The 14,464-nt window shown below is 27.6% G+C and carries 15 protein-coding genes; 2 read left to right on the forward strand and 13 right to left on the reverse strand.

Annotated elements, in window-relative coordinates:
* Positions 1-362: 362 nt before the first annotated feature.
* The 10 genes from H2684_RS02475 to H2684_RS02525 form a co-directional block, all read right to left on the reverse strand.
* Entirely contained in the window at positions 363-1,100 is a 738-nt protein-coding gene (locus H2684_RS02475; RefSeq protein ID WP_182087780.1) for a LytTR family DNA-binding domain-containing protein, read from the reverse strand.
* A gap of 352 nt (positions 1,101-1,452) precedes the next feature.
* Positions 1,453-2,289 (reverse strand): methyl-accepting chemotaxis protein, encoded by an 837-nt coding sequence (locus tag H2684_RS02485; protein ID WP_182087781.1) that lies wholly within the window; start codon positions 2,287-2,289, stop codon positions 1,453-1,455.
* Positions 2,290-2,332: 43 nt separating this feature from the next.
* Entirely contained in the window at positions 2,333-2,770 is a 438-nt protein-coding gene (locus H2684_RS02490) for a DUF126 domain-containing protein (protein ID WP_182087782.1), read from the reverse strand.
* On the reverse strand, positions 2,763-4,073 hold the full coding sequence (locus tag H2684_RS02495; protein WP_182087783.1) for an aconitase X: 1,311 nt from the start codon (positions 4,071-4,073) through the stop codon (positions 2,763-2,765). The genes H2684_RS02490 and H2684_RS02495 overlap by 8 nt, the downstream gene beginning before the upstream one ends.
* 312 nt (positions 4,074-4,385) lie before the next feature.
* Positions 4,386-5,261 (reverse strand): cation diffusion facilitator family transporter, encoded by an 876-nt coding sequence (locus tag H2684_RS02500; RefSeq protein WP_182087784.1) that lies wholly within the window; start codon positions 5,259-5,261, stop codon positions 4,386-4,388.
* 43 nt (positions 5,262-5,304) lie between these two features.
* Positions 5,305-6,153 (reverse strand): methyl-accepting chemotaxis protein, encoded by an 849-nt coding sequence (locus H2684_RS02505; protein ID WP_182087785.1) that lies wholly within the window; start codon positions 6,151-6,153, stop codon positions 5,305-5,307.
* Between the two features lie 123 nt (positions 6,154-6,276).
* Complete coding sequence (locus H2684_RS02510; RefSeq protein ID WP_182087786.1) at positions 6,277-7,188, reverse strand: MBL fold metallo-hydrolase; 912 nt, start codon at positions 7,186-7,188, stop codon at positions 6,277-6,279.
* Between the two features lie 76 nt (positions 7,189-7,264).
* Positions 7,265-7,768 carry a GNAT family N-acetyltransferase gene (locus H2684_RS02515; protein ID WP_182087787.1) on the reverse strand — a complete coding sequence of 168 codons (504 nt, stop codon included), beginning with the start codon at positions 7,766-7,768 and terminating at the stop codon, positions 7,265-7,267.
* Between the two features lie 90 nt (positions 7,769-7,858).
* Complete coding sequence (locus tag H2684_RS02520) at positions 7,859-8,791, reverse strand: ketopantoate reductase family protein (RefSeq protein ID WP_182087788.1); 933 nt, start codon at positions 8,789-8,791, stop codon at positions 7,859-7,861.
* A gap of 69 nt (positions 8,792-8,860) precedes the next feature.
* Positions 8,861-10,123, reverse strand: a complete 1,263-nt coding sequence (locus H2684_RS02525; RefSeq protein ID WP_182087789.1) for a methyl-accepting chemotaxis protein — start codon at positions 10,121-10,123, stop codon at positions 8,861-8,863.
* Between the two features lie 538 nt (positions 10,124-10,661).
* On the opposite strand from H2684_RS02525, the gene H2684_RS12390 reads away from it, so the two are divergent.
* On the forward strand, positions 10,662-10,793 hold the full coding sequence (locus tag H2684_RS12390; RefSeq protein ID WP_279286867.1) for a hypothetical protein: 132 nt from the start codon (positions 10,662-10,664) through the stop codon (positions 10,791-10,793).
* Between the two features lie 306 nt (positions 10,794-11,099).
* Here H2684_RS12390 and H2684_RS02530 read toward each other — a convergent pair whose 3' ends face one another.
* Entirely contained in the window at positions 11,100-11,300 is a 201-nt protein-coding gene (locus H2684_RS02530; protein WP_182087790.1) for a cold-shock protein, read from the reverse strand.
* Positions 11,301-11,605: 305 nt separating this feature from the next.
* On the opposite strand from H2684_RS02530, the gene H2684_RS02535 reads away from it, so the two are divergent.
* Positions 11,606-12,547 carry a DMT family transporter gene (locus H2684_RS02535; RefSeq protein WP_182087791.1) on the forward strand — a complete coding sequence of 314 codons (942 nt, stop codon included), beginning with the start codon at positions 11,606-11,608 and terminating at the stop codon, positions 12,545-12,547.
* Between the two features lie 13 nt (positions 12,548-12,560).
* Here H2684_RS02535 and H2684_RS02540 read toward each other — a convergent pair whose 3' ends face one another.
* Both H2684_RS02540 and H2684_RS02545 read right to left on the reverse strand, forming a co-directional pair.
* Positions 12,561-13,466 carry a deoxyribonuclease IV gene (locus H2684_RS02540; RefSeq protein WP_207719362.1) on the reverse strand — a complete coding sequence of 302 codons (906 nt, stop codon included), beginning with the start codon at positions 13,464-13,466 and terminating at the stop codon, positions 12,561-12,563.
* Positions 13,459-14,460 carry an NADH:flavin oxidoreductase gene (locus H2684_RS02545; RefSeq protein ID WP_182087792.1) on the reverse strand — a complete coding sequence of 334 codons (1,002 nt, stop codon included), beginning with the start codon at positions 14,458-14,460 and terminating at the stop codon, positions 13,459-13,461. Before H2684_RS02545 ends, H2684_RS02540 begins: the two co-directional genes overlap by 8 nt.
* Positions 14,461-14,464: the final 4 nt, after the last annotated feature.

Below are 14,464 nucleotides of genomic sequence, written 5' to 3' on the forward strand. Positions count from 1 at the left end.
TAATAGGATATATAATTATTAACTCAATAATTATTATAAATATTGTATTAATACATAATTGAACTAAAGTTTTAAGTAAACTTTTATGATACAAAAGAGAAATGATAAATACTATAAATAAATAATTGACTAGAATACTATAATAAGACCCTAATATTTCATTAGTAAAAAGCACTACAAATGACGTTAATACTACTATAATAAGATTTTTAACTACAATACTACGACTTATATTTCTCTCAAAATTGAATTTTGACCATAAAATCATAAAAGCAGTAGCTTCAAAAAAAGTGCTAATAAACTCTTGTAACATATTTATATGACCCACTCCTCTATCTTTATAAAAATGTCATTTAATTTTCCTACATGTATTCACCTATTTTTTTCATAATCTTAACCTTAAAATTATAGCTTAAGAATGCTCTATATTTACATGAATTAAAACTTATCTCCCAGGATTTATTAGAAACCTTTTGTATGCTACTTATAAAATTTATATTAACTGCATAGGCCCTATGAGTTTGAACTATATAATCAGAGTCTATAATATTCAATGCCTTTTTAAGTGACATATTCTTAAATTTATAAATTCTATCTTTAGTATATATTGTCATCACTCTTAAATTTACCATAATAAAAATAATATCTTTAACTTTTATTCTAACACTTATATCACTTGACATATTAAAACTAACATATTTATCCATTTTTAAAGACTTTTTTACTTCATAAGTGCCAGACACAAGTAACTTAGTCATTTTTATTATGTCTTCTTTATCATAAGGTTTTAATATATAATCATAACAGTGCGTTTTTTTAAATGCTTCCAATATATATTTTTCATTAGATGTTACAAAAATTATCCAACTTAGCTTGTACTGTTCATAACGTCTAAGTTCAAGTGCAAGATCAATTCCAGAAGAGTCATTAAGTGCAATATCTATATAAAAAAAATCTATTGCTATATCTTTTATAATCTTTAATGATTCATATTTACTAGAAGCTTCAAACACTCTTATATTTTTGTCACATTCAAATATTATTTTAGCTAAATTCTTCCTTTCTATTTCATCATCTTCCACAACTAATACATTTACCATGGCATCCCCCTATTGTTTAATAAAATTAATGTGTATTAATTCATAAAGTTTATAAATTATATTTTACCTAATCAGCAAAAAAATTTCAATTTCCATTATTATAATCTATTTTTCACATAAAAAAGGACTATCTTGTAAAAGATAATCCCAAATTATGCGTAACCTTAAGATCTAAATATAACTTATTCTTTTGAGAACATAAACTTTGCTAAAAATACTGATGCTGCTACATAAAAAATATGCCAAATTATCACAACTGAAATATGCAAAGGATTAAACACTCCTGCTATTGCTTCTTTCATAACTACAACAGCATTTACTACAGGAAATTTGATTGATGTTAAACTTGCTATTACATAATATCTTTTGAAATCTCTAAAAGTTTTAATGATAGTTCACTGAGCTTTTCACTACTTGCAGCAATTTGTTCTGATTGTGCTGCCTGAGCCTCAGTTGCAGATGAATAATCCCTTATGAAATTTATAATACTATTTATATTGTCTTTCTGGTTATTTAATGTATTGTTAATCTGATTTGCTGAATTTTTACTACTTAATGCAAGTTTTCTAATTTCATTTGATACAACTGAAAATCCTTTTCCATATTCACCAGCCCTTGCAGATTCTATAGCAGCATTAAGACCTAATAAATTAGTTGTATTTGAAATTGAATTTATGTACTTAATTATTTCATCCATATTTTCAATTCCATCTTTAGTTTCATTTATTAAATCAGTCATATTCTGTGCACTACTAGACAATTCTTCAGTATAACTTGCAAGTTCCTGTGATGATGCAGCTAGCTCCGAAGACATATCCTTTAATTCATCAGCCATTGTCATAACACGATTTTCTCTTTCAAGAGAAAGAACATATGATATTGTTCCCACAACATTCCCCGTATATTCATTAATTAAAGGTATGCTATATGCAATTACCGGAAATCCAAATACTTCTTTTGGATAACGTGCCATCTGTTTTTTCTTTGTTTTCATAGCTCTAATTGCAGCACTATTTTCTGCAAGCTTTACTCCTTCTGAAAGATTGAGCTTAAAAGTTTTTGGCTGTCTAGCAACTACATATTTCTCTTTATCAGTAATAGATATTCCCACATCAGATATAAATAGATCTGGCAATATATTAAATGCTACTTTAATTGCTGAAAAAAATTCTTCATCCGTTAATTTCATTATAAATTCACCCTCTATAATATATATTTAATGTGTTTTATATTTAGTCTATTTCTACAGTGCCATCCTGTTTTATAGAAATTTTCTGTCCGTCTTTCACATATTCTAAAAATTCATCTCCTAGCTGGTCTATAGTAATAATTCTAGTATCGTTCCACACATCTGAAAGTATTATACCTGCAGCAGCAAGAGAATCTATATGCTCAGAAAAAAGCATTGCACTAGGTGCTATTCCAGCTTTTGCTATACTTTGCAAAATCATTCCTCCTGTAGTTGAACCAATGGTTTTAGGAAGACATATTATTTTCCCTTTCAAATCCTTTTTATAGAGTTCAATATTGTTCTGGTCTGAACACTGCGAATTTCCATTGCTCAAAGCACCCATATATGATGCAAGTATATTAAATCCTTGATGCGTTACAATACTTTCTCCTACTAACTCTCCACCTAATACAACTCTTCCTCTAAAACTCTTAGTCAATTTTACCACCTCTCTTTACATTTCCACTTATGATACAGTCCAAAATATCTTCATCTAAGAAAAATCTAGCTGTAGAATAAGTCCTAAGTTTATTTGAATTTGTTATTACTGGTTGACTCGAACACATAGGATTACTCATATACATAAGTGGGCATATATATGTCAAATGGACTCCCATACTCACAAGTTTTTCATATTCAATTTTGTCTTCTTTAAACTTTAAAATTACATCTGGTGCAGCACTAAGTATAGTATTGATTTCAACTTTTTCCTTATTTGCAATTTTTAAACCATTTGATATCTTTCTACTCCAATCATATATCTGTTCTAAAGAAAGATGAGGACAACCAATGAAACAAATAGCTGGTTTTGCATTTAAATTTTCCCATAATATTGGGTATGAATTGATTACTCTATTTATTTCATCATCATCTATAACATATACATTATAGTTTTCGTTCAAAAGATCTCTACCTGATTCTTCTGCTTCAGGAGTTATATTCTCAACATGATATAGTCCAACAGCACCATTTGATGCACTCGCAGCTCCCATGTCTTTAAGATAATCTTTAGTATAATTATTCAATCCTTTTCCTAAAAATTTATCAAGTCCTACAATATATGGTACATCCTCAACTACTTTCATTCCTATTGCACTTCCAAGAACCTGTGCATTTGGAAGTTTTGAAGTCTTTAATTCAATCTTCCACTTAGCACGTCTTCCCTCATCTGTAACAAGCCCAAATTCAGGAACTTTTCCTACAATTCCACATAATAATTCTATAATTCCTGAATTCCTATTTGTTCTCGCTCCAAGAACAGAATTTGCAAATACCACAGCTGAGGATTCTGCCCAACACACAATTTCACCTTTATGTGGTATATTACCAACTTCAGGCATGTAACATGTGCAAGTAAATGCATTATCATTTTTAAGCCCTAGACTTTTAAGCTGCTGTTCATATTTTTCCTGATTTTTATATAGTTTTTTAAATACTTCTTTTTGAACTTCACTACATTCTACATTTTCATAATCAATAGGTCTAGGATCCACAGTAAATGGTTTCTTCGCTTTAACTCCAGATTCTATTATCTCATCCATCATATCAAATACTGTATCTAAACCAGTCATTCCAAATGATGTAACAATATGTATTGGTCCATCAATATTTAATAGACGTTTAGCTCCAAAAGTTCTTCCATAAAGCAAAATTGATTTTAGAGCTTTTCTCATAACATCCCCTTTCTTTCCCTCTAATATTTCTTTTTCTTCACATGTAAGTTCCATTCCATAATATTCCATATAGATCCTCCACTCAATATTATATAAAATTCCCTAAAATTGATATAGATTGTTATATTTTTAATTAATATAAATAAAAATAATTTGTACATAAATTGATAAATATCTACAATAATATAATTCGTATAATAAAATATAATCTTTATATAAAAATATAATTATATTAAGCATTAGTATATAACTTTTAAAGCGGTAATTAATATCCTTTTATACTAATAAAATCATGTTATAATAAATAAAATAATATATAAAAATATATAAAAATGAGCACTTAAAATAAAAATTTTAAATGCCCATTTTATATATTAAATTTCATAGTATAATATCAGGTTCAACATGTATAACTGCATATTCTATATTAAATTCATCATATAATTTCTTTTCTATTTCTTCAGTTATTTTATGACTCTCTACTACATTCAACCTTGAATCAACAACTATAACCATATCTAATAAAATATTATTTCCGTGTACTCTTGCCTTTATACTTTTTATAACATTTACTCCATTTACTTGTTTTATTTCAGAAACTATATCATCAAGCTTTTTGCTGTCAAATCCATCTGTTAAATTATGAGCAGCTTCTTTAAATATATCAATTCCTGTTTTTACTATTAGGATTCCAACTATAACTGCTGCCAAAGGATCTATCCATGGAAGATTAAATTGAGATGCTGTTATTCCAACTGCTGATCCAACACTTACCCATGCATCTGAAAGATTGTCTTTTGCCGCTGCCATTAGTGCCTGACTATTTATCTTTAAAGCTATCTTTTTATTATACCTATATACACAATATATTAGTATTGAACATATTCCTGCAACAATTGCTGAATTTATATCTGGAGCTTCCTCTGTAAAATTAAAAGTTGAATAAGCTGCATTATATATAACATCTAATCCAACAGCTATCATTATAAGAGAAGCAACAAGAGATGATACTGTCTGTGCTCTCAAATGCCCATAGGCATGATTTTCATCTATTGGTTTTCTAGATATTTTAAGTCCTATAATTATAGCAATTGATGCAATTATATCTGTAGAATTATTTACTCCATCTGCAATAAGTGCTTTTGAATTAAAAAGATACCCTACAGAAAGTTTAAATATTGACAGAATTATATAAGCTACAATGCTAACATGTGCGCCTTTTTCGGCAATTTTAAGTTTTCTATATTCTTCTTCCATAATTTTCCTCCATAAAAGCAGTTATATTTTCTTATTTTTACTGTTAAGCTTTTTGTTTTTTAGCATCTTTTGAAATTTTCAAAAGTTTTACAGCTAATTCGCTTAATTTTTCACTATCTGCAGCAATTTGTTCTGATTGTGCAGCTTGAGCCTCACTTGTAGATGAATATTCCTTTATGAAATTTATAATACTATTTATATTTTCTTTCTGCTTATTTAATGTTTCATTTATCTGATTTGCAGAATCTTTACTATTTAACGCAAGTTTTCTAATTTCCTTTGATACGACTGAAAATCCTCTCCCATATTCTCCAGCTCTTGCAGATTCTATTGCAGCATTAAGACCCAATAAATTAGTAGTATTGGAAATTGAATTTATATAATTTAGTATTTCATCCATACTCTCAATTCCACTTTTAGTTTCATTTATTAGATTTGTCATACTCTGTGCATTACTTGATAATTCCTCAGTGGAACCTGCAAGCTCCTGTGAAGAAGCAGCTAACTCCGAAGACATTGTCTTTAATTCATTTACCATATTTGTTATATTATTATCTTCTTCATTTGAAGTAACATATGATATAACTCCTAAAACATTACCTGTAGATTCGTTAATTAAAGGTACACTGTATGCAGTAACTGGAACTCCAAATACTTCTTTTAGATAACATACCATCTCTTTTTTCTTTGTTCTCATAGCTTTAATTGCAGAACTATCTTCTGACAATTTTGCTCCTTCTGAAAAATTAACTTTAAATGTCTTAGGCTCTCTACACATTATATATTTTTCTTTATCAGTAATTGCTATACCTACATCAGACATAAATAAATCCTGTAATATATTAAAAGAAACTTTAATAGCTGAGAAAAATTCTTCATCAGTCAATTCCATTATTAATCCACCTTCTATATTTATATAATTCATATTTAACTTATTTTTATAATTTTATCACATATTATTTAACTTTTCTGATCATTTATCATATATTTCATAAATTAGCCTAAATTAGTATACTTATTTTTTATAAACAGATTTAACTTTTGAATATTTAAGAACTTTATTGTATACATCCTGATGTATCATCCCAATTTCATCTAGATACTCAAGATATGACCTTAACATTCTCTCTATTACATTATATTTATATATATTAGTTATAGGTATATTAAAATCTTTTACAACTGAATCAAAAATATCTTCAACTTTCATAGTTCCAACAATATTATCAAATATTTTAAATGCTCTATTTTTATAAAATTCTATATTGTCATCTATAAGTTTTTCAATATCATCATATACACCTTTATGAGCAAGTAAATATTTACTACAATTCAAACTATGAAGTTTTATTTTGCTTTCAATATCCTGCTTCAACATGTAAGCATATGGCATTTTTGCCCCTTTCATAACATCATAACTTATTAAACAATCTCCTAAATATGCCACATTATCTGGAGTAATAATACATATATGTGCAGGACTATGCCCTGGTGTATGTATTATTTTAAATTCAATGCCACACATTGATACTGAATCTTGAGAATCATTAATCATAATATCTGTTTTACAAATCATATGTCCAAAGTGTCTTTCTACATCAGAGAGTGTTAAAGTTCCATAATAAACCTTCAATCCTATAGCAGAGCTACAAGTAAAAGCTTCATAAGATGGCATAGCAATGCTAGATTTATATTTTTCCTTTAAATATGCATTATTTCCTACATGATCTACATGTGCATGTGTACATATTATACCTGAAACTTTAAATCCAGTTTCAGAAAGAAACTTATTTATTATTTCTCTTCCACCTTCCGCAAGTCCTGAATCAAGTAATATAATTTCCTTTTCATTTACTTTATAAAATGGTACATCTGCTATTTTTGTATCAATATAAAATGTACGTCCTTTTATATTATTTATTAACATAATTATTTTTAGCCATGTGCCCTATATATAAATAAGCACAACTCACTAAATTCTCACATCCCATTTCATTATAAGTTTATATTATTTTTTCAAAAGCCATTCTTTCATCTCCATTTGGAAGATAAATTATGCCACAATACTGAAATTTGTTCTTTTTAAGTAACTTTTGCATAGATATATTATCTTTATGAGTATCTATTTTTATGCTGTGCACAAAATTGCGAACACAATATTTTTCCAAGTTTTTAATAAGTATAGATGCTAGTCCTTTTCCTTTTAAACTTGACTCCACAGCTACTCTATGAATAACAGCATATCTTGAATTACTAATCCACCTACCTTTATATATGTGTTCATAACTTTTTTCTCCATCAAAAGAAATTGCTGCAGTTGAAACAAGGATATTATCTTTAAAAAGTGCATAACTATTTTTACGTCTAATATCATTTGCTATAATGTCAACATTAGGATAGTTATTTTGCCATTGATTTATTCCATGTGTTTTAAAATATGCCTGAGCCTGTTTAATAATAGAAATTATAGCATCTATATCCTTTTCAGCTGCTCTTTTGAACTCCAAAATATTTTCCTCCTTGCTGTAAAATCATACAAAAATTATACCACATTTTAAACCTATAATGTAAATAAATCCAAGATATAATATAAAATTTTATAAAGAAGATAGAACTTTAGTTTTTTCAATTACTTTTATTATATTTAGAAGTGTATTATTTACAGGAGTTTCAACACCATACTTTTTCCCAAGCTTGCAAACTGTACCTGCAAATATATCAACTTCAGTTTCTCTTCCATATTTAATATCTTGATACATTGATGTTCCACTATCCTCTGGCATTGAATCGAGAACTTTATGCCATTTTTCAATATCACTTTTATCTAAATTTACAGAAGCTTTTTGAGAAAGTTTTATAACTTCTTCCATTGCAGAATCCATAAAATTTCTAGCATAAATGTTTTTTTGGAATAATCCATATGTTCCTCCAAGCACTGCTGATGTCTGATTTATTCCCACATTCACCATAAACTTATACCACATAGTTTTTATCATGTTCTCTGGTATTTCATACTCAATTCCAGCTCTATCAAAAAGATCTTTTACAGATTTTACTTTCTCAGAATAAGTCTTATTTATCTTTTCTCCAAAGGCTATATTACCATAACTTGAAAACCTAATTTCATTACCTCTACGAGTTCCATCAATAGCAATACACATGGAATATAAAATCTTATCCATACCATATTCTTTTCCTATAATCTCTTCACTTGTAATACCATTTAACAAAGATATAATAATTGTATCTTTTCCTACATGATTTTTTATATCTTTTACTGCTTGCTTCAGTTGATTTGCCTTTACAGATATAATAACAAGATCTGCTGGTTCACACTTTTCTTTAGGATCTATATATGTAAAATCATAATGCTTTCCATTAATTAAAAAACCATCTCTTTTATATCTCTCTAATCTTTCTCCTCCTGCTATAACTTTTAATCCATCAGGATTCATATCATAAATTTTACTATTATATGCACATCCTATTGCACCAAGTCCTATAGATGATATTCTTTTTATATGTTTCAAAACAGTTTCCTCCTAACATAATATTATAGATTCAATATTTTACATGAAGCTGCATTTTTCTTAATACAGTTATATTTTGAATTTCATAATCATACTATTCAATTTTTTAGAAACTTCAACCTGCTCTTGAGCAGTTTTTGCTACTTCTTCTATTGCCTTTGTTGTGTTATCGATATTTAACTTTATCATATCTACATGTTCTGAAGATTCTTTAGAAGTTTCTGATATATCTTTAACAGATTTCCTTATATGATCCATTACAGACTCCAATCCTTCTGACATAGTTGCAACCTTTTCAGACATCTTACTTAAAAACTCCGAATCTTTATGATATTCATTACTTACTTTTTCGAAACCAGTCATTTCATTATTAACATCTTCATTTACAAATTTAAGAATTTCACTAGCATCTTTAGATAGATTTGAAAAGGCATCTTGAACTTTAGCTATAGTATCCTGAATAGATACCACTGCTTTTGAAGATTCTTCTGCAAGTTTTCCAACTTCATCTGCAACTACTGCAAATCCTTTTCCATGCTCTCCAGCCCTTGCAGACTCAATAGCTGCATTTAATGATAAAAGATTTATCTGTTCAGATATTTTAGCTATAATATCTGCCATATCTCTTATATTATGAACTACTTTTCCCTCTTCAATTGATTTAAGCACTTTCTCTTGCTTTTCAACATATATATTTCTAATTGTCTGTACAGCTTTTTTAACATTTTCCTGTGCAGCACTTGACTTCTCCTTTGAATTATTTGCATTTTCGTTGCCATCTACCGCTTTATTTGAAAGTTCATTAATATTTGATTCAACTTCTTCAAAAGATGAACTTATTTCTTGTGCCACAGTATTTTTCTCTTGAATAGAAGACGATATATTTTTTATAGCATTATATATATCTTGAGATTTTCCAAGTAGTTCTTCAACAGTTGATAAAAGTTCCTTACTAGATATACTCATACTTTGGGAATTTTCCATAATTGATATAATTAATTTTTTATTATTTGATTTTACTTTTTTCAAAGTTTGAAATACATTATTAAACTCCTTATTTATATTATCTTCATATTCATGTGTTAAATCAAATTTAGCCAAATCTTTAGATATATTCAATATCTTAGAAATATCTATATTTATTTGTCTTAATATAGTTATAGTAAAAGCAAGTCCAACTATTATGCCAAATAATACAAGGGCAACTGTAACAATACTTTTATATTGAAATGATGTGTTAACAATAACACCAATACAAACAGTAGTAAAAGCCATAATTAGAAAACTTACAGTCAATTCTGCCTTTATACTTATATTTTTTAAAACTTTCATAAAAACTTCCCCCATCTTACTATTTTAAAATTCTATAATTTATCTAAATAATTTTTCTCATATAAGTTTATACACTGAATATATTCTGTTGTTTTCAAATATATTACCCTTTATTTATTTTTCAATATGACTATATATTAATTCATACTTCTTAATTTATCAACCTTTTTACACTAAAATACTAAACTCCAATATACAATATACTTCTATATTTTACTTTTCATTATTATATTATAGAATAGTTATATTAAATTTTTACATAATCTTTATTTGTTATTTTAAGAATAATAAACTCAATTTTCAGTTAAATAAATATATATTTATTATTAAATGTCTAAATATAATATATTTATATATACTATATTATTTAAATTATCATTATAATATAAGTAATAGAAATGATAAAAACATATTTTTAGAAAATTAAATAAATTATTATTTTTGTAATAATGAAAAATAAATCCTTTAATTTTCCTATAAATTTAATTGACATTTTAAATTTTTAACTGTATAATAATTACCAAAAGAGGGTGATTACTTGAAGAAGATTAAAGATAAAAAATCAACATTAATAACTCCAGATGTTATTAAGGAATGTCTTTCTGAATGTTTTGAATTTGAAGAAAACAATTCAAAGTCTTACAAAAAAAATAAAAGACATTTAAACTAACCTTTTATCGAACTATTCTATTTTAATAAAATAGAATAGATGTATAAAAGGTTTTTAATATTCACATCAATTTAATTATTTATTTCATTAAAACCTATCAATACTCTTTTAACTTTTTTATAAAATTTACAATTTCAATTATAAGTCACCCATCAATAAAATGGTGACTTATTTAATTTAGCAAGCTATTTAATAAAATTAAAGTTTAATTTTATATTGAACATGCGTACTTTTAAAAATAAAATTATTATTAAAAAAATTCTTCAAGCAAATAATACCTGAAGAATTTTTTACTGCCGAATGATATTAACCAATAATATTAATATTTTCTGCTTGAGGTCCCTTTTGTCCTTGAACTACATCATAAGAAACTTTTTGACCCTCTTCTAATGTCTTATATCCATCTACATTTATTTGAGAAAAGTGTGCGAAAACATCTTTTCCATCTTCTCCTGTGATAAATCCAAAACCTTTCTCTGCATTAAACCATTTTACTGTACCAGTCATTTAATTTATACCTCCGAAATCTTATTTCCCTTAAACTCTCTGTAATAACACACCAATAAAATTTCGAATTTAACATACTATATTATATAAAATAAGTACTAATTGAAATATATCTGTGTTTAAATTATTTACGGTTCATTTAAGTTACGGGGATATCATACCACTATCCAATAAATAAATCAAGTTGTTTTTCAATTTAATTTGCAATTAAAAATTTAAATATCAATATACCAATATTGTGCTATTATGATATACTTAGTTTTGGCAATATAAAAATGTACGGTACAGAAAGGATTTGACAGAATTTGAACAAGGAAAATTTTTTTACAAACAGATACATAACTATATTACTTGCATCATTTTGCTGTATACTATGGGGAAGTGCCTATCCAGGAATAAAAATTGGTTATTCTTTATTTAAAATAACTTCCAATAATGTATCTTCTGAAATATCTTTTGCTGGATATAGATTTATAATTGCAGGAATTATGGTTCTAGCTTGGGCTATGCTTTCTTCAAAAAGTCTATTTTCATTAAACTTAAAAAATATTTCAGAGCTTACAGCTTTAGGTCTTATCCAAACTACACTACAGTATATATTTTTTTACATAGGACTTTCAAATACAAGTGGTGTAAAAGGTTCAATAATAAATTCTACATCAACTTTTTTTAGTGTCCTACTTGCTCATTTTTTCTATACAAATGATAAAATAAATTTTAAAAAAGCATTTGGATGTATACTTGGATTTTTAGGAGTATTAATAGTAAATTTTGATCCTAGTTTATTTAATTTCACTTTCAAAATTAAAGGTGAAATGTTTATTATGATATCCGCTTTGGCATTTTCAATTTCTTCAATTTTTAGTAAAAAAATTTCAAAAGAAATAGATTCAGTCATAATATCCGGTTATCAATTAACAATAGGTGGAATTTTCCTACTTGTTATAGGTATTTCAAACAGAGGATATATAACACACTTTACAATAAATTCAACTATTATTTTATTATATCTATCTATGCTCTCAGCCCTTGCCTTTTCTATATGGACTACACTTTTGAAATACAACAAAGTAGGATCCATCGCTATTTTCAGTTTTTTAATACCTGTATCTGGTTCTATTTTATCATCAATATTTCTTAGGGAAAATATATTACACCTAAAAAATGCAATTGCACTTATACTTGTATGTTTTGGTATATACATAGTCAATGCTTCATTAAAGCTTACCACAGAATCCAAAACTTAAATATAAAAATTTTCTACAAATTCTCTTTCTCTATATCCTCTTTTATGTGCTCATTAAAAACTCCATCTTTAAGCATAGCTATTTCGTATTTATATGGAGCACATTTATCTCCATTTGATATTTTAAAATGTGGCGTTTCAAGTATTTTAGGAATATCACTTAATACATCATGATTAGCTATATAACATAGAGCATCAAATCCAATACTTCCAAAACCTATCATTTCATGTCTGTCTTTTCTCGATCCCATTGGATTTTTACTGTCATTTAAATGTACTACCTTCAATCTATCAAGTCCTATTATGTCATCAAATTCTTTAAGCACTCCATCAAAATCATCCACTATATTATAACCAGCATCATTAATATGGCAAGTATCAAGACAAACTCCTATCTTCTCATTTAATTCAACACCATCTATTATTTTTGCAATTTCATCAAATCTACTTCCACATTCAGATCCTTTTCCTGCCATAGTTTCAAGAGCAATGTTTACAGTCTGATCCTTTGTTAAAACCTCATTTAGTCCTTTTATTATCTGCTTTATACCTGCATCTACTCCTGCTCCAACATGAGCTCCTGGGTGAAGCACAATATTTTTTACATTGTGAATTGCACTTGCTCTATCTATTTCTTCTTTCAAAAAGTCAACTCCAAGTTGAAAAGTTTTTGGTTTTATACTATTTCCTATATTTATTATATAAGGTGCATGAACTACTATTTCTGAAATTCCACTTTCACTCATTTTACAAGTTGCTTCTTCTATTTTAAACTCATTTAAATCTTTTCTTAAAGTGCTTCTAGGAGCTCCCGTATATATCATAAAGGTATCTGCGCCATAAGATATAGCTTCTTTTACAGATCCTAAAAGCATCTCTTTACCACTCATTGAAACATGAGAACCTATTTTTTTAATCATTGATAATTTCCATAGCCTTTCTGGCCCAATTGGAATCTCTATATATTGCACGTCCTACACCAATTAAGTCCGCTTTTTTTTCAGAAAGAATACTCTCTGCTGAAGAAACTTTAGTAATTCCACCAGTTACGATTACAGGAATAGATATGGCTTCCTTAACTTCCTTTGAAAGATCTGCAAAATATCCCTCTTTATTTACCCCAGGTAAAGTATATCTACACAATCCTCCTGAAATATCAATTACATCTACTCCACATTTTTCAAATTCTACAGCTGCAATTTTACTATCCTCCACAGTTGTTCCACCTTCTAAGTAATCAGCTGCACCTAATCTCAAAAAAATAGGAAAATCTTCACCAACTAATCTTCTAACTTCTCTTATAATTTCAAGATGAATTCTAATTCTTCCTTTTAAATCTCCACCATATTCATCAGATCTCTTGTTTGTAATTGGGGACATGAATTGATTTAAAAGATATCCATGGGCAGAATGAATTTCCACTCCGTCAAATCCAGCCTTTTTTACCCTAAGTGCAGCTTTTCCAAATTGCTCTATTATATCATTGATTTCAGCTTTAGTAAGCTCTCTTGGCATTTCTGCAGTATCTTTAGATGGATTTTTCACACTTGATGGCCCAACTACATCCATTCCAGTAACAGATTGCATAGCTGTGCTTCCGGCATGATTAATTTGCATTATAGTTTTAGAACCATTTTTATGAATAATACCAGACAATTTTTTAAGATCATCTACAAAATCATCATTTGCAATAGACAATTGATTATTGTTTGCCTTTCCCTGCTGTGACACAAAGCTATGCTCAATTATTACAAGTCCAATAAATCCTCCTTTTGATTTTTCATCATAATAATTTAAAATATCTTTACTTATCCTTCCGTCATCTTCTGACTTTGAAGTTGCCATAGGTGGCATTACCAATCTATTTTTGAGTTCTATCTTTTTAGTCTTTAATGGTTTATTTAAATAACTCATTAAA

It is taken from the genome of Clostridium sp. cel8 (genome assembly GCF_014050525.1).
Taxonomy (GTDB): Bacteria; Bacillota; Clostridia; order Clostridiales; family Clostridiaceae; genus Clostridium_B.

Excerpts from the sequence above, each read along its gene's own strand:
- H2684_RS02485 (WP_182087781.1), bottom strand. The coding sequence starts at position 2,289 with ATGAAATTAACGGATGAAGAATTTTTTTCAGCAATTAAAGTAGCATTT.
- H2684_RS02530 (WP_182087790.1), bottom strand. The coding sequence starts at position 11,300 with ATGACTGGTACAGTAAAATGGTTTAATGCAGAGAAAGGTTTTGGATTT.
- H2684_RS02505 (WP_182087785.1), bottom strand. The coding sequence starts at position 6,153 with ATGGAATTGACTGATGAAGAATTTTTCTCAGCTATTAAAGTTTCTTTT.
- H2684_RS02500 (WP_182087784.1), bottom strand. The coding sequence starts at position 5,261 with ATGGAAGAAGAATATAGAAAACTTAAAATTGCCGAAAAAGGCGCACAT.
- H2684_RS02495 (WP_182087783.1), bottom strand. The coding sequence starts at position 4,073 with ATGGAATATTATGGAATGGAACTTACATGTGAAGAAAAAGAAATATTA.
- H2684_RS02525 (WP_182087789.1), bottom strand. The coding sequence starts at position 10,123 with ATGAAAGTTTTAAAAAATATAAGTATAAAGGCAGAATTGACTGTAAGT.
- H2684_RS02475 (WP_182087780.1), bottom strand. The coding sequence starts at position 1,100 with ATGGTAAATGTATTAGTTGTGGAAGATGATGAAATAGAAAGGAAGAAT.
- H2684_RS02540 (WP_207719362.1), bottom strand. The coding sequence starts at position 13,466 with ATGATTAAAAAAATAGGTTCTCATGTTTCAATGAGTGGTAAAGAGATG.
- H2684_RS02545 (WP_182087792.1), bottom strand. The coding sequence starts at position 14,460 with ATGAGTTATTTAAATAAACCATTAAAGACTAAAAAGATAGAACTCAAA.
- H2684_RS02510 (WP_182087786.1), bottom strand. The coding sequence starts at position 7,188 with ATGTTAATAAATAATATAAAAGGACGTACATTTTATATTGATACAAAA.